Consider the following 20,448-nt stretch of genomic DNA (forward strand, 5'->3'; position numbering starts at 1 on the left):
AGGCACTGCTTGATCTCAGTGCCTTTTTTGCGTTTACTCTTTTTGAAGCATTTGTTTATAGGTTTCAAAATTAGCTTTGACTTTTTCATCCAATTCCGGCTCCTTGATATCGGTATATTTTTGCATTTCTTCCCAAATAATTTTGGCTACGATGTAACGAGCCATCGCTTTGTCATCAGCAGGAACAATAAACCAAGGTGCATTTTCAGTAGCAGTTTTGGTAATTGTTTCCTCGTAGTAGTGCATGTAATCGTCCCAACGCTCGCGCTCTTTCAAGTCTCCCGCCGAAAATTTCCAATGATGCTCCTCCTCCTCTAACCTACGCAGCAATCGCTTGCGTTGCTCTTCCTTGCTCATGTGGAAATAAAACTTCAACACAATCGTGCCGTTTTGAGTCAGGTGATTTTCAAAATTTTTAATTTGCTCCATCCTGTTTTCCCAAAATTCAGGCGTAATATCCGCCACCTCATTTATTCCAGGTAAATTCTCGTTCAAAATATATTCAGGATGCACTCTCGTCACCAAAACATTCTCGTAATGCGTACGGTTAAATACGGCAAACTTTCCTTTTTCCGGCAAGGCCAAATAATGCCTCCACAAATAATCGTGTTCTAATTCAGTCGAATTGGGTGTTTTAAAACTGTGCACCACCACTCCACGCGGATTAAACTCCTTAAAAACCTCCCGAATCAAGCTATCCTTACCCGATGTATCCATTCCTTGCAAGCAAATCAATACACCATAACGATTGTGCGCATACATCACATCCTGCAAAGCGCTCAACTTGGCCTGCACCGCATTCAGTTTTTCCTCTTTCTCGTCATCGCTTATTTTATACTGCAATTCCGTTGGGATAGCAGCCAAATCAATTGGTCCAACTGCTCTAAAATCATCTGGCTTTATGAACTTCATCGTATTTATTTTATCTTTACTTCTCAAATATAACAAATTATTAGGAGCTTTTTCCTGCTGTACGCTATATTCCCGATAAATAAAAACTACGGCAAAAAAGCCTTGTTTTTCTAAATCGGGAGATACCGCTGCCATCAGGGCTAGGGTCTTACTGCAACATTATAAAACATGGAAAAATTCACACTCGAAATTCTTTGCCAAATCATCGGAATCGGATCAGCATCAGGACTCATTTGCCAAGACCCTTCACTCTATGTGATTGGTGACAACAGCGGTTTCCTGTACCAATACGATCTACAATCCAAAGAATTACAACGCCATCCTTTGGTAGAAAACCCAACCGAAAACACTCCTAAAAAAGACAAAGCCGACTTTGAAGCGATAACGCATTACCAAGATAGCCTTTATATTTTTGGCTCCGGCTCTACCCAAAAGCGGAATAAAATGGTGCACCTTAACGGAAATACCAAACAAGTAATTAGCACAAATGACTTGACCGATTTGTATGCAGTCATGCAAAACTTTGGCGGCATTCAACCCGCAGATTTCAATATTGAAGGCGCTATTTTTGACGGAGAAAATTATTATTTATTGAATCGTGGCAATGGTAAATCTGGCAAAAACGTCTTGTTTACCGTAGCTGGCAAAAATCTCAGCAACGATTTTCAAATTCTTTCAAATGCTTACAAATTACCCAAAATAAAAGGCGTTCGAACCAGTTTTACTGATGGTGTTTTGGTTGGTGATCAACTTTATTTTTTGGCCTCTGCCGAAGATACACAATCAACGTATGATGATGGTGCCGTTTTAGGAAGCTTGATCGGGAGCATCGACTTGAAAACCATGAAAATCAATTTTACTCAAAAAATTAGCGACACCCATAAATTTGAAGGATTAACGCTATTTGCAGATACGCCAGATAAAATTCAATTTTTACTCTGCGAAGACAATGACACCGAAGTTTTGGAAACCACTATTTACAAATTAACAGTCAACAAAAAAAGATAGCCCGCTGCTTTAGTTTTCATTCGCTCCACGCGCGTTAAAATTTAATTAAAATAAAAATCAAATGCAGTTAGCCGCTGGAAACGTGGTAATTTTGTAAAACAAGTTTTCAAAAACTGACATTAAAAAAAAACACCAAATGACTGATTTAAAAAATAAAAATGCACTGGTTACAGGCGCCGGAAAAGGAATAGGAAAAGCAATTGCATTGGCTTTAGCCAAAGAAGGCGTAAACGTAATTTTAGTAGCGCGCACTCAAGAAGAAATTGACAGTGTAGCTGCAAAAGTACGCTCGCTACGTGTAAAAGCTTTGGCTGTTACTGCAGATGTTGCTGATATCAACTCTGTAAACGCTGCGGTAGAAAAAGCACTAAGCGAATTTGGCGCTATTGATATTTTGATCAACAACGCAGGTATTGCATCGTTTGGAAAATTCTTAGAATTAGAACCAACCGATTGGGAACGCATTATTCAAGTGAATTTAATGGGACCGTATTATGTAACCAGAGCCGTTGTTCCGAACATGATTGAAAAACAAACTGGAGATATTATCAACATTTCATCAACTGCTGGATTGGCAGGAAATGCCATGACGAGTGCGTACAGTGCCTCTAAATTTGCGTTGTTAGGACTTACCGACTCTTTGATGCAAGAAATGCGCAAACACAACATACGTGTTACCGCACTTACACCAAGTACAGTAGCTACTGATATGGCCAAAGAACTAAAACTTACGGACGGAAATCCGGATAAAGTAATGCAAGCCGAAGACATGGCAGAGCTCGTAATCGCGCAACTGAAACTAAACCGACGCGTGTTTGTTAAAAACAGTAGCCTTTGGTCTACTAATCCGTAAAGGTCTTACTAATAGATAACGTCAGTTCGAGTGTTTTTTGTGTAGTAAAACGGAACAAAAAAAGTATCGAGAACCGTTTTTAATGAAATTTTTCTTGTTCTAAATATATTTTTCTTCCAGAAGCTTCGACGGAAAAAACTCGAACAGATGAAAAATCATAATTTAAAAGTTGGTTCAACCAACGGATTAATAAATAGGTTAAAAACTAAAAACCATTGAGAATCGCATTTTAATTGCATTCTCAATGGTTTTTTCAATTTTACAAGATGTGGCTATTCTTGATTTTGTTGCGTAACTCTATTTTTCTGTTCTTTTAAAATGGAATTCAAGTGTGGTTTTGTTTCTCTTTCGATATCACTTTCGGTGAGTTGTAAACCTTTAGCATCTTCAACCAAAACATACCAGGGTTTGGCTTTACCAAACGGATAGGCTCCAAAAACAATTACAGGAGTTCCTTTTACTTTTACATTTTGATCATCTTGAAGTATCCATTCGTCCGCCCAACTGTACAATTTTTTGGCATCCGCTTCCTGTAGTCTCAAACAAGAGTGCGAAGCAGGATACCCTGGTAGAGCATACTGATGAAAACCAACACCCAATTTATTTTCGATGTTAAAATTCCATTTTAAATCCCACTCGTCATTAAAAGTACTGGTTGTTTCTTCAGCTTTCCAGTTGGTAAAAAACAAACCAGTTGGTGTTTTATCTTTTTCCCTTCCCATATTGGTTGGGCCGGTATAAATCAATTCGCCGTTTTCATAGGCTGCAAAGGTTTGTGTTGGGTACGAAAAATAGATAATCTTGTCAACATCTTTTAAGGACGAAACTTTCAAAGGAAAAGGCAAATAATAAGCAATATCACCCGTAAAATCATTTGGAACAATAACCGAATCTAATTTTTTGAAGTTCTCGGCATCTGTTCTATTAATCGCATAAGCAAGTTGCAATTGAGTGCTATCATTGGTAGCTGTCTGTAACCATTCTTTCGTGTTTTCAAAATGATAAGTGACCTTACCAGGTTTTTTTCGTTCAATTTTAGTTGGAACTTTTTCTGTTTGATTTTTGTTTTTAGAACTTGCTGCGCCCTCTTTACAAGAAAACAAAACAGAGCAAACTAATACACTAAGGATATAAACTATTGGCTTCATCAGGCTAAATTTTAATTAGTCTAAAATTACCTCAATCAGCTATCAAGTCTCTTACACAATTTGTACTAGTTGTTATAGAATTAAACCTCATTTAAACCAATTAGATAAAAGTATTAGAAAACGACAGTTGGAGTTTTTTTTGTGTTTTAAAACGGAACAAACTTCTCGATTCGCTAGACTGAACGATGCGACCTGTATCGAGAACTGTTTTTACTGAAATTTTTCTTGTTCTCGATACATTTTTCTACCGAAAAACACTCGAACTGACGAAAAATTATCATCAAAAACTATAAATGAACTTACTTTTTAGTATGAAAAAAACCATTAAGAGAATGAAGAAAATTAAGCGTAAAACTTAATAACCTTAACTCACTTAATGGTTTAAAATTGTTTTACTTAAATGACTTATATGTTTCAAACAAAAATCATTAAGAAAATGAAGAAAATTAAGCCTAAAACTTAATAAACTTAACTTACTTAATGGTTTAAAGTTCTTTTACTTAAATGACTTATATGTTTAAAACCTACACTAACACAGATACAAAATCCATGCGCACACTGCCATCCTCATCAATTCTAGTCAAGTTGATATCGTGTAGCGTATTCACCAATTCAGGATTCCAAGGCGTTTTAACCTTTACGTAATTCTCAGTAAATCCGTGAATATAACCTTCCTTGTTTTCGCTTTCAAACAACACTTTGCGTTGCGTTCCCAATTGACTTTCGTAAAAAGCACGACGTTTTTTCACAGATAATCCACGTAACATTTTACTGCGTTTCGCACGCACATTGGCCGGAACTACGCCATTCATAGCAGCAGCTTCGGTATTATCACGCTCCGAATACGTAAAAACATGCAAGTACGAAATATCCAAATCATTCAAAAAATGATACGTTTCCAGAAAATGCTCGTCTGTTTCACCCGGAAAACCTACAATGACATCCACACCTATACACGCATGTGGCATCACCTCGCGAATTTTACTAACGCGCTCCGTGTATACCTCGCGCAAGTAACGACGCTTCATTAACTTCAAAATATCATTACTCCCAGATTGCAACGGAATATGAAAATGCGGTACAAAAGTCCTGCTTGTGGATACAAATTCAATCGTTTCGTTTTTCAATAAATTCGGTTCAATAGAGGATATTCGCAAACGCTCAATACCGTCCACTTCATCCAAAGCCTGAACTAATTCCAGAAAAGTATGTTCGTGTTTTTTATTTCCAAATTCCCCTTTACCGTAATCGCCAATATTTACGCCCGTAAGCACAATTTCTTTAATGCCTTGTTTCGAAATTTCAGCTGCATTTTTCAATACATTTTCTAAATCATCACTTCTAGAAATTCCTCTCGCCAGCGGAATCGTGCAATAGGTACATTTATAATCACAACCATCCTGAACTTTCAAGAACGCACGCGTTCTATCGCCTATAGAATAACTGCCTACATAAAAATCAGCTTCGGCAATCTCGCACGAATGCACCTCGCCCATATCATTTTTAGACAAATCATTGATATAATCGGCCAGTTTGAATTTTTCGGTAGCACCAAGCACCAAATCAACGCCATCCACCGCCGCCAATTCCTCCGGTTTAAGTTGCGCATAACAACCCACCGCAGCTACAAAAGCTTTATCGTTGAGCTTCATAGCCTTACGCACCACTTGTTTGAATTGTTTATCGGCATTTTCAGTAACTGAACACGTATTAATCACATACATATCAGCCACTTCTTCAAAATCAACGCGATCAAACCCCTCGTCTTGAAGATTGCGCGCAATAGTTGATGTTTCTGAGAAATTGAGTTTACAGCCTAAAGTATAAAAGGCTACTTTTTTGCGTTTTTCCATAAGTAAGCGCTATCTAATGAAATCGTTGTCAAAAAAATAGCGTGCGCAAATTTACGAACAAATACGAGAATACGACAACGATTTGAATTTTTATTAATTAGGGAGTGCCCCTCCGTAAACTGCGGGTCGGGCTCTACGCTCTATCTTTATTTTTTTAAAGAAAAAAATAAAGGATGCCGCTGCTATCCCTCACGCGAACCAACTCGCTGCAAACCAAATCTACGGCAACAAGAAACAAATTATCACTTTTGTAATAAAATTATTATTTCTATATTTGGTAAGTGCAAACTAAGTATATCACCTGAAAATCATTTTCAATTGGTTGAAATCGGGGAGGATTTGCTGCACCTTTCAAGTGGTTAGTGATATTACCTAAACTACACGTAAAAAATAACATTTAGAAACGATAATGAATATAGAGATACCAAAATTTCACGAAACTTTTAATCCTATTTTAGAAATATTAAGTAATGGAGAAACAATTCATACAAGAGAATTGCAAAAATTGGTAATTGAAAAATATTTTTCTCAACTAACTGAAGAACAATTAATAGAAAAAACAAAATCAGGAGAAAATTTAGTAAATAACCGAATTGCTTGGGGGAAATCATATTTAAAAAAAGGCGGTTATATATTTTATCCTGAAAGAGGAAATGTAAAAATTACAGATAAAGGCCTCAAACAAAAATCTGAGTTATCTTTAAAAAATGTTGTTGAAGATTCTGGAATTGTAAATTTTTATTCCGAAGAAAATCCAAAAACTAACTCCAAAAAAAGCGATCTAAAAGGATTAATAAATTCTTCACCTCAAGATTTAATTGATACAGGTTTTTCTCAAATCGAGAAAGAAGTAAAAAATGATTTACTAGAAAAGTTAAAGACAATTGACCCATATTATTTTGAAAAAGTAATTTTAATATTGCTAAAAAAAATGGGCTACGGAGAATTTATTGAAACCTCAAAATCTGGAGACGGCGGAATTGATGGAATTATAAATGAAGATAAACTTGGCTTAGATAAAATTTATATTCAAGCAAAGAGATTTAGTGAAAATAAAGTTCGCGAAAAAGATATTAGAAATTTTATTGGCGCGATGAGTGGAGATACAAATAAGGGTGTTTTTGTGACAACTTCATTGTTTGACGTCGGGGCAATTGAAAAAGCTAAAAATGCACATCACAAAATAATTTTATTAGACGGCAATAAATTAGTTGACTTAATGCATGAATTTAACGTCGGAATTCAAATAAAAGCAACTTATGAAGTAAAACAATTGGACGAAGATTTCTTTGAAGAACAATAAAAACAATTTACCGCTAGCAATGGTTCAATGTTATTAATTTAAAAGTAAAAAACCTAGCACGCAGATTCAACAAATTTAAATTGATTCTTCAGCGGAAATCTGCAAAATCTGCGTGCAAAAAATATGTAATCCTACGATTTTTAGTTTATGCAAAATCAATCAAACCAGTTTAGCGCCAGGTTTTTTGAGATTCCTCCTTCGTCGGAATGACAAAAAAACATGCACAATTTTCTGAAAATAAAAACCATCAAAAAATCAAGTTTAAGAACAAATCTTAAATCCCTTAATTTCTTAATGGTTTAAAAAAAATGGTTAAATAGCTTAGACCAAAATGTATTTTTGAATCACCTCGGCTACTCCGTGATTGTTATTCGAGGCAACAATAGCGTCACCTTTTGAACGTAATTCAGGATCAACATTGTCAACCCACACGCCTAAGCCGGCATATTCAATCATAGTTAAATCGTTGCCAGCATTACCAACCGCGATAATTTCGCTTTGATGAATGCCTAATTTTTCAGCCAAGATTTTAATACTTGCCGCTTTGTCAATTCCGTTTTGGGCTACTTCCAGAAAAAAAGGTTTCGACATACTCACACTTAAATGTGGCATGGCCGCTTTTAAATCTTGCTCCACTTCTTTCAAGTAAGAAGGCTCCTCGAGCAGAATACATTTCACCGCCGATGATTGCACTGCATCTGTAAAACGAGCCACTTTATTATGAGCTAAACCAGTGATATTTTTTTCAACTTCAATGTATTCGGAGTCGGTTTCGCTTATAATTTCGCCCTTCAAATAGGTGATAATATGCGTTTTGCTTTTTAGGCTGTAGGCATACAACTCATGAATTTGTTCTTGACTTAGCGTTTGTTCAAAAATTACGGTATCGGTTTTTAAATCGGTAATGACAGCGCCATTGTACGAAATCATGTAAGAGTCCGTCAACTGCAATTCTTCAGCAAACTGAACCATTGCCGGAGTAGGTCTGCCCGAAGCCAAAATAATGCGAACGCCTAACGCTTTTGCTTTTTCAAGCATTAATTTATTTTCGATTGAAATGGTATGCGCATCCGTAAGCAACGTATCATCTAGGTCTAAAACCAGCATTTTATATTGCATCTTTTATTTTTTTAATGTGCTTTGATTTTGTCTTGTATCAAAAATTTGAAGAATTCTAATTTCAGTTTCAGAATGGATTTTATAAATGATTTTAAAGTTTCTGACCACCATTCGTCTGAAAAGTTCTCCTAAAAATTCATCTACCTGATATTGCTCTGCAAAATGAATGTTTTTACTTTGCAAAACAATATCTCTGATGACATTTTTAGCTCCTTCGGGCGACTTTAATTGGAGAAAATCAAAGATTAGTTTTAAATCGGCTTTGGCTTTATTATCCCAAAGTATTCTAATTGGTCGACTCATTTTACCAATTCTCGATTTCTTTTTCTAAATCTTCAAGTGTGGTATAATTACCTAATGTAATTCGTTCATCAGCTTCTTTTACCAAATTAATGTATTCTTGTTTGTCGACAGGATAACCGCTAATAGTATGCCCAACAGTCTCTTTTTCCAAGACTATTTTCAGCGCCATTATTTTTTTTAGTTTACTTTCATCGTTAATATGAAGCAACCAATCTAATAATTCTATTTTTTTTGCATCAATATCCATTTCCCAATTTATTAGAATAACAAATATACAACTATTAAATACTCATTCGGAATTCCTCGATAACCGGATTTACTTTTGCAAATTCTGTTTCTTGTACAAACAATTCGACTGCTTGTCCTGTAGTGCCAAAACCCGCCAAACGTGCCGATTGAATATTATTTTTTAGCAAAGTCTCTACGCCAATTGCTTCAATTTTTTCTTTAAGTGCCAATGCTAAAATTTCACTTCCTGAAAACACTTTCATTAATCCCATGCTATTCCTATTTATTTATTATCGTCATTGTTTTCTTCCTCGTTGTCTTCAGCTTCTTCATCTTCGTCCTCTTCATCCTCTTCATCCTCATCTTCATCTTCATAAAAATCAAATTCAAAAGGCTCAATCAACATTCTTTCAGCCATGATTTCAATTCGTTCTGTGAACTGCTCGGTGAAAATAATACGTTGGGTTTTATCGATACTGTTCGAAATACGCATGATTTTAGTTTCGTGACGCAATTTTAAAATCGGGTCGGCATCGTCAAGAATAAACATTTTCAAGCGGTTCACGTTGTAACCTGCGGATGAAAACATTTCACTTAATTTATTTGGTGTACCAATCAATACATCAATGCCAGTCGAAATGTAATTTTTATCGTAATCCATGTCGCCTTTGTCATGCACTCCATAAATTTCCAAGTCGGTATATTTAGCCAATTTTTCAAATTGCGCTACCATCTCGACCACTTTTTCTTTATCAGAAACAATGATTAAAGCGCGTGGCGACTCCTCAACTGAACCCACCAAACGCTGGATAACATTGATCACAATGGTAGTCGATTTTCCGCTGCCAGCAGGTGCAACAATAATAGCGTCGGCGCCACTTTTTAGGGTTCCAAAGGTTTCCTTCTGAATGTCATTTGCCTCTAAAAACCCGTTATCGATTAGGTTTTGCTGCAGCGTTTCGTTTATTTTTTTTAATTTCATTCTTTTTATATTGAAAGGTTCAAAAATTTAAAAATTAAATGATTACTTCACTACTTTTTAAATGATTCAACCTCTAAATTATTTAATTATTTTGATGCAAATAGTTTGACATCATTTTCAGAAATTTCGCTTCCGCCAAGGATAATCAATCGTTCTACTACATTGCGCAACTCTCTGATGTTTCCAGTCCAATCATACTCTTGCAGAAGCGTGATAGCCGCTGCCGAAAATTTCTTAACCGCATTTCCTTGTTCCGATGCTATTTTTTCTGCAAAATGAGCAATCAACATCGGGATATCATCACGACGGTCGTTAAGAGCTGGCACTTTGATCAAAATGACCGCCAAACGATGGTATAAATCCTCACGGAATCGGCCCTCAGCGATTTCTGTTTTTAAATCTTTGTTGGTTGCGGCAACTACACGAACATCTACTTTGATATCCTTGTCGGCACCTACACGGGTAATCATGTTTTCTTGTAAGGCACGTAATACTTTGGCTTGCGCGGAAAGACTCATATCGCCAATTTCATCTAAGAAAATAGTTCCTTTATCAGCTGCTTCAAATTTACCAGCGCGGTCTTTTACGGCAGAAGTAAATGCGCCTTTTACATGACCAAACAATTCACTTTCGATTAACTCACTTGGTATTGCAGCACAATTCACCTCAATAAGCGGGAAATTAGCGCGCTCACTTTTTTCGTGTAATTGATGCGCGACTAATTCTTTTCCGGTACCGTTTGGCCCGGTGATTAAAACTCTAGCTTCGGTTTGCGCTACTTTATCAATCATCAATTTGATGTGGTTGATGGCTTCGCTTTCGCCAATCATTTCGTAGTTTTTGCTAACCTTCTTTTTGAGAATTTTGTTTTCAACTACAAGTTGTTTTTTGTCCAAAGCATTGCGAACAGTATTAAGTAATCTGTTCAAATCAGGCGGTTTTGAGATGTAATCAAAAGCGCCCAAACGCATGGTATTGATTGCGGTTTCCATGTCGCCATGACCAGAAATCATGACCATCGGGATTTCGGGTTTTATTTTTTTTACGGCTTCCAATACTTCGACACCGTCCATTTTTGGCATTTTAATATCGCACAAAACCAAATCGTAGTCGTTGTTTTTTATTTTTTCGAAACCTACAATTCCGTCCTCGGCCTCATCTACTTGATAGGAATCGTTTTCTTCTGAAAGAATTTTTGACAGCACTCTGCGTATTGCTGCTTCGTCTTCGATAATCAATATTTTTGACATAATTCTAATTTTTTGTTGCCCATTGGGCTTGGTATTGTTACTTGCTAGCGTACACTAGTTTTCTTTAAAAACGTACTCCTTAGCCCCGATTGCAATGGAAATCCTTTACTGCGGCGCGCTAGCAAAGTAGAAAAGATTGTAATGAAAAGCGGGAAACAGCTCCTAAAAAACAATTTAGCTTAATATTTGAGCCAACGGTACATTTCTTTCCACGTTGGTTTTTTGCCGTACATTAAAATTCCGATTCGGTAAATTTTTGCGGCAAACCAAACCACTGCAAAAAACGAGCCTAAAAGCAGCGTTATCGAAATTGCAATTTGCCACAAAGGTACGCCAAATGGGATGCGCATAAGCATTACAATAGGCGAAGTAAGCGGAATCATAGAAAAAACGACTGCTACGGTACCGTGCGGATCATTAATTACGGTAAAAAAGCCTACATAAACACTGAGCATGAGTGGCATGATGATAGGCAATAAAAACTGTTGCGAGTCGGTTTGATTATCGACCGCAGCGCCAATGGCCGCATAAAAAGAGCTATACAAAAAGTAACCACCTATGAAATAAATGATAAACCCAATGAGAATACTAGCAATAGGCAAGTTCCAAAGTTCCTTGATGTACAATTGTGCCGTGCTGCTCATTTCGTGCTGCGCAGCCTGCATCATCTCTGGCGAAACACTAGCGGCTGGACCTACATTGACACCAAAAAAGGTAGAAATTGCAAAAAATAGCAGCAAACCAAGTACGGCCCAAATGCAAAATTGTAGTAAACCGGCAAGCGCCGTACCGATGATTTTGCCCATCATGAGCTGAAATGGCTTTACTGAGGAAATAATGATTTCGACAATGCGGCTGGTTTTTTCTTCGATTACGCTGCGCATGACCATGTTGCCGTAAATGATAATAAACATCATAATAAGGTAACCAAAAGCGCCACCAATTCCGATTTTGATTTCATTGATTCCCTTGACACTTTCTTCGCCAGAAACTTTAGTTAAATTGACATTGACCTTTGCTTGCGCTTTGTTTATGGCCAAAGTATCTAAGTTTGCTCTTACCAAATTGCTCTTGGTAAGACTTGTAGCAATAACATCTTGTATGTTTTTGACAAAGGTTAAACTTGGACTTTCGTTAGAAATGTATTGAATTTTGGTTTCAAAATCTTTTGGATTGTTTGTTGCAGGAACGTACAAAATGCCTTCGAGACTTTCCTTAGAAAGACTGTCTTTAAGAAACTGTAAATCGATAGCAGACAAGTCTTGGTATTTATAGGTTTCGCTTTTGGCATTGCGCGCTACAAACTCTTTCGCAAAATTGCCTTGCACATCATGAATGGCAACGCGTTTGGTATCTGGTTTCATAGTGCTCAAATAGCCTACAAAAACCGCAATTCCTACAAACAGTAACGGACTTAAGAAAGTCATTACGATAAAGGATTTATTGCGGACTTTGGCAATAAATTCTCTTTTGATGATTAATGATATAATGCTCATTTAAAAATTTTGATTTCAGATTTAAAAACCAGAACCGTTTGGAGAGGTTCTTTACTTTTGGCTCACGGTTTGAATAAAAATATCGTTTACAGACGGGATTTTTTCAACAAAATGCGTCACTTGACCACGCTGTGTGAGTAAGTGCAACAACTCGTTTGGTGCCGACTTGCCTATTTGAATCTCTAATTTTAGTTCTTGATTTAAAGATTTAAAATGAGCAGGGCTTACCGTAAACTGTTTTGTAATATCGTACATCAGGCCTTCAACATTGTCGGTTAAAATACCTACTTCAAAACTATTGGTTTTAAATTGACGTTTGACATCATCTAATTTTCCTTCGATCAACTTATTGGATTTGTGAATAAGTGCGATATGATCGCATAATTCTTCGACACTTTCCATACGATGCGTAGAAAATATGATGGTAGCACCTTGATCGCGAAGTGCTAAAATTTCGTCTTTTATAATATTGGCATTCACTGGATCAAAACCCGAAAATGGTTCGTCAAAAATTAAAAGTTTTGGTTTGTGTAAAACGCAAACAACGAACTGAATTTTTTGGGCCATACCCTTAGACAGTTCTTGAATTTTTTTGTTCCACCAACCTTGAATTCCAAGGCGATCAAACCAGTATTCCAATTGTTTTTTGGCCTCAGCTTTAGACAATCCTTTCATTTGAGCCAAATACAAACACTGCTCTCCTACTTTCATCGTATGATACAAACCGCGCTCCTCAGGCAAATAACCAATATATTGTACGTGTTTGGGTTGCAAAGGTTCGCCATCTAAAAAAACTTGACCTTGATCAGGCAAAGTAATTTGATTAATGATTCGGATTAAGGAAGTTTTACCAGCGCCATTAGGACCAAGAAGACCATAAATACTTCCTTTTGGCACGGCTAAAGAAACGGAATTGAGTGCAACATAATCGCCGTATTGCTTGACAATAGAATTGACTTCAAGTAAATTATTCATACGTTGTATTTAATTGCTGTAAATGTAAAAAAATTAGTCCTGATATGTAGCGGAACGGGTGCATAAAAAAACCCATCCGTGCTAAATAACAGGATGGGTTTGCTGGCGTTTATCAAAATACAATCAATCCAACTTGGATTGGGTTTGTATTATGAAAACATATCTTTTACCTTTTCAAAAAAGGACTTGTCTGACTTTTCTGGATTAGGGAGAAAGTTGTCATCATTCATGTTTTTTTCAAAAAACTGTCTTTGTTCTTTGTTTAATGTTTTTGGTGTCCAAACATTTACATGAACTAGCAAATCTCCGTTTCCGTATCCGTTGATACTTGGAATTCCTTTTCCTTTTAAACGTAAAATTTTACCTGATTGAATTCCTTCTTCTAATTTGATACGTACTTTTCCGTTGATAGCTTCAATATCTTTAGAGATTCCTAAAACCGCTTCAGCAAAGCTAATGTACAAATCATAGTGCAAATTCTCACCTTCACGTTTCAAGGAGTCGTGCTCTAACTCTTCGATTGCTACGATCAAATCACCTGGTACGCTGTTTCCTGGAGCATCGTTTCCTTTGTTTGAAACTTTTAACTGCATTCCGTCAACAACACCCGCTGGTATTTTGATCGAAACCGTTTCATCTTCAAGAACCATTCCTTGTGAATCTGCATCAGCTGGTTTCTTATCTAAAATTTGTCCTGAACCATTACAAGTTGGGCAAGTAGAAGCAGATTGCATACGACCTAAAATGGTGTTCGTCACACGCATTACTTGACCTTGTCCGTTACAAGTATTACAAGTTTTATAAGTAACGCCGGCAGCTTGTACTTTACGTTTTACTTTTACTTTTTTCTCAACACCATTGGCAATCTCTTCCAAAGTCAATTTTACTTTGATACGTAGATTACTTCCTTTAGTACGACGATTTCCGCCGCCACCTCCGCCACCGAAGCCGCCAAAACCACCGCCAAAAATATCTCCAAATTGACTAAAGATATCATCCATATTCATACCGCCGTGACCACCGCCGCCAAAACCGCCAGAGCCATCAAAAGCTTGGTGCCCGTACTGATCGTACTTGGCTTTTTTCTGAGGATCACTTAATACTTCATAGGCCTCAGCAGCTAATTTGAATTTTTCTTCTGCTTCTTTGTCTCCAGGATTTTTGTCAGGATGATATTGCAACGCACTTTTTCGGTATGCTTTTTTAATTGCAGCCGCATCCGCACTTTTTGAAATGCCTAATATTTCGTAAAAATCTTTTTTCATCTTTATTTTTTCTTGTGCCTGTTCAGCTTACATTAATTTGCTAGTGATTGTAGCGCCTTACTGACCAATAACCACTTTAGGAAAACGAATGATTTTGTCACCCAATTTGTATCCTTTTTCAAGAACATCAACAATTTTTCCTTTCATACTATCTGATGGAGCTGGGATTTGAGTGATTGCTTCAGCAAAATCAGCATTGAAAGCATCACCTGCATTTACATCAACTTGCTCTAATCCTTTGGCAACTAAAGTATTTTTTAGTTTTTCGTGGATCAACTCTACACCTTTTGTCAACAATTCATCTTCTGACTTATTGATTTCGATAATTGCTCTGTCAAAATCATCAAGAACAGGAAGTAAAGCCAACAAAACTTCTTGATTTGCTGTCTTAAACAAATCGATACGCTCCTTAGTTGTTCTTCTTTTATAGTTTTCGAACTCAGCAAAAAGGCGTAAATACTTGTCTTTTTCTTTTGCTAAATCCTGAGATAATTGCTCCTCTACACTTAATTCCTCAACAACTGTTTGCTCTTCACTAGTGGTATTCTCTAATGTAGTGCCCTCTAATTCTTGATCGATTTCTGTATTTTCAGTAGTCATAGTATTCTTATTTTTAAAAATATTCTTAAAATTCATTTTAATTTCATTTTGATTGCAAAAGTACTGCCAATTCTTTTAAAATGTCAAATTGTCACTCTTTATATTTTATAGTTGTCAAAGTTTTGATTGTAATACTGCAGAACAATTCGTTAAGGTGTCGTCTTGACCTAATTATAGCAGCAAAAAAAAGCTCTTTTTCAATAAGATAGCTAGCTGTACAGAATAAGGAAATCGAATTTTAGATTGCGCTATTTGATAATAAAAGAAAAAAATTAGGATTATTTTATGATTAAATCAATTCTATTTTTATAGTTTTGTGATTGATGGTAGTGCAAATAGAAAATTTGAGATGCCACGAGAATACCAAGTAATTATTAATTCACCATTACATTATAGAAAAAAGCTTCGTTTGAGACAAACGAAGCTTTTTTTTATGCTATTATTTTTCTTTAAGCACCTTTAACAATTCGTCTAAAGTGAGGTTTTGCTGCTCTCCAGAAGCTAAGTTTTTAAGAGCGTAAGTTCCTGCCTCCATTTCAGTTTCACCTACTAAAACTGCGTAGGGAATTCCGCGCTTGTCAGCGTGCTGAAATTGTTTGGCTAGTTTTGCCGCATCAGGATACAACTCAACGCGCACGCCAGCTTGGCGTAATTTGCCAATGGCTTGCATGGCGTACAAGGCTTCTTTGTGACCGTAATTCAAAAATAAAGCTGCCGAAGTTGCCGTAACCGTTTGTGGAAACAAGCCTAGCTCTTCGATTACTAAATAAATGCGGTCAAGACCAAATGAAATTCCAACGCCACTCATGTTTTTAAGTCCAAAAATACCCGTCAAATCATCATAACGGCCACCACCACCGATAGAACCCATTGCAACGGTTTTAGGAGCTGCTACTTCAAAAATAGCTCCGGTGTAATAATTTAAACCTCGTGCTAGGGTTACATCAAGATCTAAAGTTGCTGCTGATAACCCTAAATTTGCCACATTGTCACAAATAAAACGCAACTCCTCTACTCCTTTCATACCTTCGGCAGAATCTGCTAAAAGCGCTGAAAGTTGTTGGATTTTCTCAGCAAAAGTTCCTGAAAATTGAAACAGTGGCTGCACTTTTGCAATGGCATCGGCGGTAATGCCTTTTTCGGTCATTTCTTTTTTAACGCCGTCTTCGCCAATTTTATCCAGCTTATCAAGTGCTACGGTAAAATCAATTAATTTATCTAAGGCACCAATTACCTCAGCAATTCCTGAAAGAATTTTTCGATTGTTAATTTTAATAGTCACTCCTTGCAATCCGAGTGTTGCAAAAACACTGTCATACAATTGCACCAACTCTACTTCTTGCCAAAGCGATTGCGAACCTACCACATCAGCATCACATTGAAAAAACTCTCTGAAACGGCCTTTTTGCGGACGATCAGCGCGCCAAACAGGCTGCACTTGGTAACGCTTGAAAGGAAACTCGATTTCGTTTTGATGTTGTACTACATAACGTGCAAAGGGCACTGTCAAGTCGTAACGCAATGCTTTTTCAGAGATACTTGCTGTTAACTTCGTGCTGTCTTTCGCTTCTAAATGCGTGGCATTGGCTTTAGCCAAATAATCACCTGAATTTAAAATTTTAAAAATCAAACGATCTCCTTCTTCGCCGTACTTACCCATGAGGGTTTCAGAGTTTTCAAAAGAAGGCGTTTCGATAGGTTGGAAACCAAATTTCTCGAAATTGGTTTTTATAATTTGAATGATATAATTGCGTTTTGCCACCTCAGCAGGTGAAAAATCTCTCGTTCCTTTTGGAATACTTGGTTTTGATGCCATGATTTTATGATTGCTTTTTACAATACCTTTTTAGATCAAAAACGCGATGGCTAAAATCTTGATCAATAAAAGATGAATTAAGGTGCAAATATCATATTTTTAAAATTATTCTCTTTAGAAAAAACGTCATTTTATTGCAATACGCCTAGCCCCGATTGAAGTGAACAGGTGCAGCGAAACAAATGCTATTGTTTTATTGCAGCCAAGAGCGACCAACGGAAGCTCCTTGGGTGAAATAAAAACAAAGAATTTGTTGCTGCGAATGGTAACAAAAAGCGGGAAAAAGCTACTGATAGAAAAGTAGAAGAACAAAAAAGCAGGTTACGATAGAAAATTGTAACGAAATAAGTCAATTGGTGTCAAACGTAGTATTATGATAAAATTATTCAAAGAAAATGTTCGAATTGCCTTAGGCTCCATTAGAACACAATTGTTGCGAACGGTGCTTACGGTAATGATTATTGCTATTGGAATCACTGCATTGGTGAGTATTTTAACCGTTGTATCTGCCTTGGAGAACACCATCTCTTCTGATTTTGCATCGATGGGAGCCAATACTTTTAACATCAAACAGTACGAAAATACTACTCGTAATCGTGGTGGTGGCGAGCGCGAAATCATCAACCCGATTATTTCGTACCCAGAAGCGGTTGCTTTTAAAAATAAATACACTTACCCGTTTACCGAAACTTCTTTGTCATTTACAGCTACATCGGCGGCTGAAGTTAAATACGAAGCCACGAAAACCGATCCTGAAAATTCAATTGTAGGCGTTGACGAATATTTTATGACCAACTCCGGATTAGAAACTAGTTCAGGTAGAAATTTCACCCGATTTGACATTGACAACAACGCTTATGTTTGTGTAGTAGGTTCTGATTTTGAAAAAGGCTTGCTGAAAAATGTTAACCCAATTGATAAAATAATTTCCATTCGTGGGGCAAAATTTAGAGTTATTGGCGTGCTGAAAGAGAAAGGATCTACTTTTGGTAACAGTCAGGATTTGCGAATTTTGATTCCAATTCAAGTGGCGCGTTCGTTATTTACCGCTCCTAATATTAATTATACCGTGAGTGTTATGGTGGGCAAAAAAGAATTGCTAGAACAAGCGCTTGACAATGCAACAAGTACGATGCGACGTGTGCGAAAATTAAGCCCGGTAAAAGACAACAACTTTGGAATTGTACGCAGCGACGATTTAATTAACCGTATTTTGGGAATCACACAATATTTAGGACTTGCCTCCTGGTTGATTGGAGTAATCACCGTTTTGGGCTCTTCGATTGCCTTGATGAATATCATGATTGTATCTGTAACCGAAAGAACGCGCGAAATTGGTGTGCGTAAAGCGTTGGGTGCTAAAAAAACTACTATTGCGATTCAGTTTTTTATTGAAACCTTACTTATTGGACAATTAGGTGGACTGGTTGGAATTATTTTTGGAATTCTAATTGGTTTTGGAATTGCAACCGCCATGAGTTTTGCATTCGTGATTCCGTGGGGAGCAATTATGGCTGCTTTTATCACTAGTTTTATCGTGGCGATTGCATCTGGACTTTACCCTGCTATTAAAGCGGCTGTTTTAGATCCGATTGAAGCGTTGCGATACGAGTAAGAGAGATTTTATGACATAATTTGGTCGTCGTGACCAAAAAAAAGGAGCAACAAATCGTATTGAATTGTTGCTCCTTTTTATATGGCTTCCTTTTTTCGGCTTCGCTGCGGCAATTTGCTTTAAGACAACATTACGTTAGACTTCCGCAACCGACTTTTTTTTATATTGCAGATTTCTATTGAATCAAGAAAAAAGTGTAATTGAATTATGGAAGTAATCTGCGAAAATGCTTTTAATCTGTGTCAAAAAAGCTTTGGTACTTGCTATGGACTAATATTCACAATAAACTAATACGTAGCACATATCATTCTATCATTACCATAAATATCTTTCTTGAGAGCGATGTTTTTAAAACCCATATCCTTCAACATTCCAATCATTTCAGGGCCTAAATACTGATTAATTTCAAAAAAAAGAAAGCCGTTTGGTTTTAGATTTTTCTGCGCCAATTCGGCTATTTTTTTATAAAAAATCAACGCATTATCATTTTCAACAAAAAGCGCTAAGTGTGGCTCGTAATCCAAAACGTTTTTCTTGATTTCTACTTTTTCAAGATCCCGAACGTATGGCGGATTAGAAACGATTACATCAAACTGTTCCTGTAAATCATTTGTTTCTAGAATATTTTGATTTTTAAAAACAACATCAACTTGGTTATTTTGTGCATTTTTTTTGGCTGTTGCCAAAGCATCGATAGATATATCAAGTGCGGTAACCTGGGCGTTCGGAATATTTTTTGCTAAAGAAATTGCAATGCAACCGCTGCCGGTACCAATGTCAATAATTCGCAGATTTAAATCTTTTGCAGTTTCTTTTTGACTTTCAATGATCCAGTCGACTAACTCTTCCGTTTCAGGTCTCGGAATCAAAACAGCAGGATTCACCTCAAAATCTAATCCGAAAAAATTGGTTTTACCTAAAACGTACTGAACCGGAATTTCTAATTTCAGCTGTGTCAAATAGGCGTTCCATTGATTCAGCTGATCTTCTGATAACGAAAGATCAGGACTTAAAGCTAAATCGACCCTTTTGAGCTGTTGCAAATCTTCCAAGATAATGTAAAAAAAACTCTCGGCTTCTTCAGCAGAACAAATAGGTGTTAATTCTTGAATAAAATAGGCACGATAGTCTCTGATTTTCATGGAAAGGAGGTTTGAAAATTGCGTAATTAGGCGTTTAAATCTTTCAGCATCCAGATCGGACAACTACTGTGACCGGTGCAACCCATTGGCTCAGTAAGCGATTCAAAACCTACTTTTTTATAGAGCTTTTGAGCATCAGTCATGAACGGCATTGTTTCGAGGTAGCATTTATCAAACCCCATATTTTTAGCGCTTTGCAAACACAACAACATCATTTCGTGACCAATTCCTAATCCGCGTGTTTGTGGTAGAAAATACATTTTTTGCAATTCGCAAATATTGTCGGTTTGGTTGGCCAAAGGTGCAATTCCAGCTACACCCACGATTGTCTCTTGATGTTCTACTACATAATAAACGGATCTTGGTTTGCTGTACTCCTCAAACATCAAATCAAGATACGGATCCTCGTAAGCAGTACCTACTTTTGGGATGTTCATTTCGTCAAAAATAGCACGGATTAGTGCTGCAACAGCAGGATTATCTTGCTTTTCAATCTTTCTGATGGTGTAATTTTCCATTTTATGAGCCAATTATTTATTGGCAAAAATAGAAATACTTTATGACAAATTTTTGAATAGTT

Annotated in this window: 20 protein-coding genes; 4 read left to right on the forward strand and 16 right to left on the reverse strand. The window is 36.7% G+C overall.

Annotation, left to right across the window (positions count from 1 at the left end):
- Positions 1 to 33 precede the first annotated feature (33 nt).
- Positions 34 to 912, reverse strand: coding sequence for a PPK2 family polyphosphate kinase (locus tag ACXX8U_RS09525; protein ID WP_458566402.1), 879 nt, complete (start codon positions 910 to 912; stop codon positions 34 to 36).
- A gap of 168 nt (positions 913 to 1,080) precedes the next feature.
- Between ACXX8U_RS09525 and ACXX8U_RS09530 the strand changes: the two genes are divergently transcribed.
- Entirely contained in the window at positions 1,081 to 1,920 is an 840-nt protein-coding gene (locus ACXX8U_RS09530) for a DUF6929 family protein (RefSeq protein WP_458565650.1), read from the forward strand.
- 136 nt (positions 1,921 to 2,056) lie between these two features.
- Positions 2,057 to 2,773, forward strand: a complete 717-nt coding sequence (locus tag ACXX8U_RS09535; protein WP_458565651.1) for a 3-ketoacyl-ACP reductase — start codon at positions 2,057 to 2,059, stop codon at positions 2,771 to 2,773.
- A 272-nt stretch (positions 2,774 to 3,045) separates the two neighbouring features.
- Here the strand turns inward: ACXX8U_RS09535 and ACXX8U_RS09540 are convergent, their stop codons facing one another.
- Both ACXX8U_RS09540 and mtaB read right to left on the reverse strand, forming a co-directional pair.
- Positions 3,046 to 3,921, reverse strand: coding sequence for a L,D-transpeptidase (locus ACXX8U_RS09540; protein ID WP_458565652.1), 876 nt, complete (start codon positions 3,919 to 3,921; stop codon positions 3,046 to 3,048).
- A 524-nt stretch (positions 3,922 to 4,445) separates the two neighbouring features.
- On the reverse strand, positions 4,446 to 5,774 hold the full coding sequence (mtaB, locus tag ACXX8U_RS09545) for a tRNA (N(6)-L-threonylcarbamoyladenosine(37)-C(2))-methylthiotransferase MtaB (protein WP_458565653.1): 1,329 nt from the start codon (positions 5,772 to 5,774) through the stop codon (positions 4,446 to 4,448).
- A gap of 409 nt (positions 5,775 to 6,183) precedes the next feature.
- Here mtaB and ACXX8U_RS09550 point away from each other — a divergent pair, with 409 nt between their 5' ends.
- Positions 6,184 to 7,077 (forward strand): restriction endonuclease, encoded by an 894-nt coding sequence (locus ACXX8U_RS09550; protein ID WP_458565654.1) that lies wholly within the window; start codon positions 6,184 to 6,186, stop codon positions 7,075 to 7,077.
- Between the two features lie 321 nt (positions 7,078 to 7,398).
- Here ACXX8U_RS09550 and ACXX8U_RS09555 read toward each other — a convergent pair whose 3' ends face one another.
- From ACXX8U_RS09555 to hisS, 11 genes are all read right to left on the reverse strand, one after another.
- Entirely contained in the window at positions 7,399 to 8,196 is a 798-nt protein-coding gene (locus ACXX8U_RS09555; protein ID WP_458565655.1) for a Cof-type HAD-IIB family hydrolase, read from the reverse strand.
- Positions 8,197 to 8,199: 3 nt separating this feature from the next.
- Positions 8,200 to 8,499, reverse strand: a complete 300-nt coding sequence (locus ACXX8U_RS09560; protein WP_458565656.1) for a type II toxin-antitoxin system RelE/ParE family toxin — start codon at positions 8,497 to 8,499, stop codon at positions 8,200 to 8,202.
- A 1-nt stretch (position 8,500) separates the two neighbouring features.
- Positions 8,501 to 8,746: a hypothetical protein gene (locus tag ACXX8U_RS09565; protein WP_458565657.1), complete on the reverse strand. Its 246-nt coding sequence runs from the start codon at positions 8,744 to 8,746 to the stop codon at positions 8,501 to 8,503.
- A 34-nt stretch (positions 8,747 to 8,780) separates the two neighbouring features.
- Positions 8,781 to 8,999: a DUF2007 domain-containing protein gene (locus ACXX8U_RS09570; RefSeq protein ID WP_166138547.1), complete on the reverse strand. Its 219-nt coding sequence runs from the start codon at positions 8,997 to 8,999 to the stop codon at positions 8,781 to 8,783.
- Between the two features lie 11 nt (positions 9,000 to 9,010).
- A complete protein-coding gene (locus tag ACXX8U_RS09575; RefSeq protein WP_458565658.1) occupies positions 9,011 to 9,709 on the reverse strand; it encodes a DEAD/DEAH box helicase in 699 nt (232 codons plus the stop codon).
- 86 nt (positions 9,710 to 9,795) lie between these two features.
- Entirely contained in the window at positions 9,796 to 10,959 is a 1,164-nt protein-coding gene (locus tag ACXX8U_RS09580) for a sigma-54-dependent transcriptional regulator (protein WP_166138554.1), read from the reverse strand.
- Positions 10,960 to 11,138: 179 nt separating this feature from the next.
- Positions 11,139 to 12,455, reverse strand: a complete 1,317-nt coding sequence (locus tag ACXX8U_RS09585; RefSeq protein WP_458565659.1) for an ABC transporter permease — start codon at positions 12,453 to 12,455, stop codon at positions 11,139 to 11,141.
- 51 nt (positions 12,456 to 12,506) lie between these two features.
- The gene (locus tag ACXX8U_RS09590; RefSeq protein WP_166138561.1) at positions 12,507 to 13,430 is read right to left on the reverse strand and encodes an ABC transporter ATP-binding protein; all 924 of its coding nucleotides are present in this window, start codon (positions 13,428 to 13,430) and stop codon (positions 12,507 to 12,509) included.
- A gap of 149 nt (positions 13,431 to 13,579) precedes the next feature.
- Positions 13,580 to 14,695 (reverse strand): molecular chaperone DnaJ, encoded by a 1,116-nt coding sequence (dnaJ, locus tag ACXX8U_RS09595; RefSeq protein WP_458565660.1) that lies wholly within the window; start codon positions 14,693 to 14,695, stop codon positions 13,580 to 13,582.
- Between the two features lie 57 nt (positions 14,696 to 14,752).
- Complete coding sequence (locus ACXX8U_RS09600; protein ID WP_458565661.1) at positions 14,753 to 15,331, reverse strand: nucleotide exchange factor GrpE; 579 nt, start codon at positions 15,329 to 15,331, stop codon at positions 14,753 to 14,755.
- A 403-nt stretch (positions 15,332 to 15,734) separates the two neighbouring features.
- A complete protein-coding gene (hisS, locus tag ACXX8U_RS09605; protein WP_458565662.1) occupies positions 15,735 to 17,111 on the reverse strand; it encodes a histidine--tRNA ligase in 1,377 nt (458 codons plus the stop codon).
- 373 nt (positions 17,112 to 17,484) lie between these two features.
- Between hisS and ACXX8U_RS09610 the strand changes: the two genes are divergently transcribed.
- Positions 17,485 to 18,726 carry an ABC transporter permease gene (locus tag ACXX8U_RS09610; protein ID WP_236362916.1) on the forward strand — a complete coding sequence of 414 codons (1,242 nt, stop codon included), beginning with the start codon at positions 17,485 to 17,487 and terminating at the stop codon, positions 18,724 to 18,726.
- A 287-nt stretch (positions 18,727 to 19,013) separates the two neighbouring features.
- Here the strand turns inward: ACXX8U_RS09610 and prmC are convergent, their stop codons facing one another.
- Positions 19,014 to 19,868 (reverse strand): peptide chain release factor N(5)-glutamine methyltransferase, encoded by an 855-nt coding sequence (prmC, locus tag ACXX8U_RS09615; RefSeq protein WP_458565663.1) that lies wholly within the window; start codon positions 19,866 to 19,868, stop codon positions 19,014 to 19,016.
- Positions 19,869 to 19,894: 26 nt separating this feature from the next.
- Positions 19,895 to 20,386 carry a GNAT family N-acetyltransferase gene (locus ACXX8U_RS09620; protein WP_458565664.1) on the reverse strand — a complete coding sequence of 164 codons (492 nt, stop codon included), beginning with the start codon at positions 20,384 to 20,386 and terminating at the stop codon, positions 19,895 to 19,897.
- Positions 20,387 to 20,448 lie beyond the last annotated feature (62 nt).

The organism is Flavobacterium sp. GNP001 (assembly GCF_054343775.1).

What these genes read in the sequence shown, in the direction of transcription:
- ACXX8U_RS09525 (WP_458566402.1), bottom strand. Translation starts at nt 912, where the DNA reads ATGAAGTTCATAAAGCCAGATGATTTTAGAGCAGTTGGACCAATTGAT.
- ACXX8U_RS09530 (WP_458565650.1), top strand. Translation starts at nt 1,081, where the DNA reads ATGGAAAAATTCACACTCGAAATTCTTTGCCAAATCATCGGAATCGGA.
- ACXX8U_RS09535 (WP_458565651.1), top strand. Translation starts at nt 2,057, where the DNA reads ATGACTGATTTAAAAAATAAAAATGCACTGGTTACAGGCGCCGGAAAA.
- ACXX8U_RS09540 (WP_458565652.1), bottom strand. Translation starts at nt 3,921, where the DNA reads ATGAAGCCAATAGTTTATATCCTTAGTGTATTAGTTTGCTCTGTTTTG.
- mtaB (WP_458565653.1), bottom strand. Translation starts at nt 5,774, where the DNA reads ATGGAAAAACGCAAAAAAGTAGCCTTTTATACTTTAGGCTGTAAACTC.
- ACXX8U_RS09550 (WP_458565654.1), top strand. Translation starts at nt 6,184, where the DNA reads ATGAATATAGAGATACCAAAATTTCACGAAACTTTTAATCCTATTTTA.
- ACXX8U_RS09555 (WP_458565655.1), bottom strand. Translation starts at nt 8,196, where the DNA reads ATGCAATATAAAATGCTGGTTTTAGACCTAGATGATACGTTGCTTACG.
- ACXX8U_RS09560 (WP_458565656.1), bottom strand. Translation starts at nt 8,499, where the DNA reads ATGAGTCGACCAATTAGAATACTTTGGGATAATAAAGCCAAAGCCGAT.
- ACXX8U_RS09565 (WP_458565657.1), bottom strand. Translation starts at nt 8,746, where the DNA reads ATGGATATTGATGCAAAAAAAATAGAATTATTAGATTGGTTGCTTCAT.
- ACXX8U_RS09570 (WP_166138547.1), bottom strand. Translation starts at nt 8,999, where the DNA reads ATGGGATTAATGAAAGTGTTTTCAGGAAGTGAAATTTTAGCATTGGCA.
- ACXX8U_RS09575 (WP_458565658.1), bottom strand. Translation starts at nt 9,709, where the DNA reads ATGAAATTAAAAAAAATAAACGAAACGCTGCAGCAAAACCTAATCGAT.
- ACXX8U_RS09580 (WP_166138554.1), bottom strand. Translation starts at nt 10,959, where the DNA reads ATGTCAAAAATATTGATTATCGAAGACGAAGCAGCAATACGCAGAGTG.
- ACXX8U_RS09585 (WP_458565659.1), bottom strand. Translation starts at nt 12,455, where the DNA reads ATGAGCATTATATCATTAATCATCAAAAGAGAATTTATTGCCAAAGTC.
- ACXX8U_RS09590 (WP_166138561.1), bottom strand. Translation starts at nt 13,430, where the DNA reads ATGAATAATTTACTTGAAGTCAATTCTATTGTCAAGCAATACGGCGAT.
- dnaJ (WP_458565660.1), bottom strand. Translation starts at nt 14,695, where the DNA reads ATGAAAAAAGATTTTTACGAAATATTAGGCATTTCAAAAAGTGCGGAT.
- ACXX8U_RS09600 (WP_458565661.1), bottom strand. Translation starts at nt 15,331, where the DNA reads ATGAATTTTAAGAATATTTTTAAAAATAAGAATACTATGACTACTGAA.
- hisS (WP_458565662.1), bottom strand. Translation starts at nt 17,111, where the DNA reads ATGGCATCAAAACCAAGTATTCCAAAAGGAACGAGAGATTTTTCACCT.
- ACXX8U_RS09610 (WP_236362916.1), top strand. Translation starts at nt 17,485, where the DNA reads ATGATAAAATTATTCAAAGAAAATGTTCGAATTGCCTTAGGCTCCATT.
- prmC (WP_458565663.1), bottom strand. Translation starts at nt 19,868, where the DNA reads ATGAAAATCAGAGACTATCGTGCCTATTTTATTCAAGAATTAACACCT.
- ACXX8U_RS09620 (WP_458565664.1), bottom strand. Translation starts at nt 20,386, where the DNA reads ATGGAAAATTACACCATCAGAAAGATTGAAAAGCAAGATAATCCTGCT.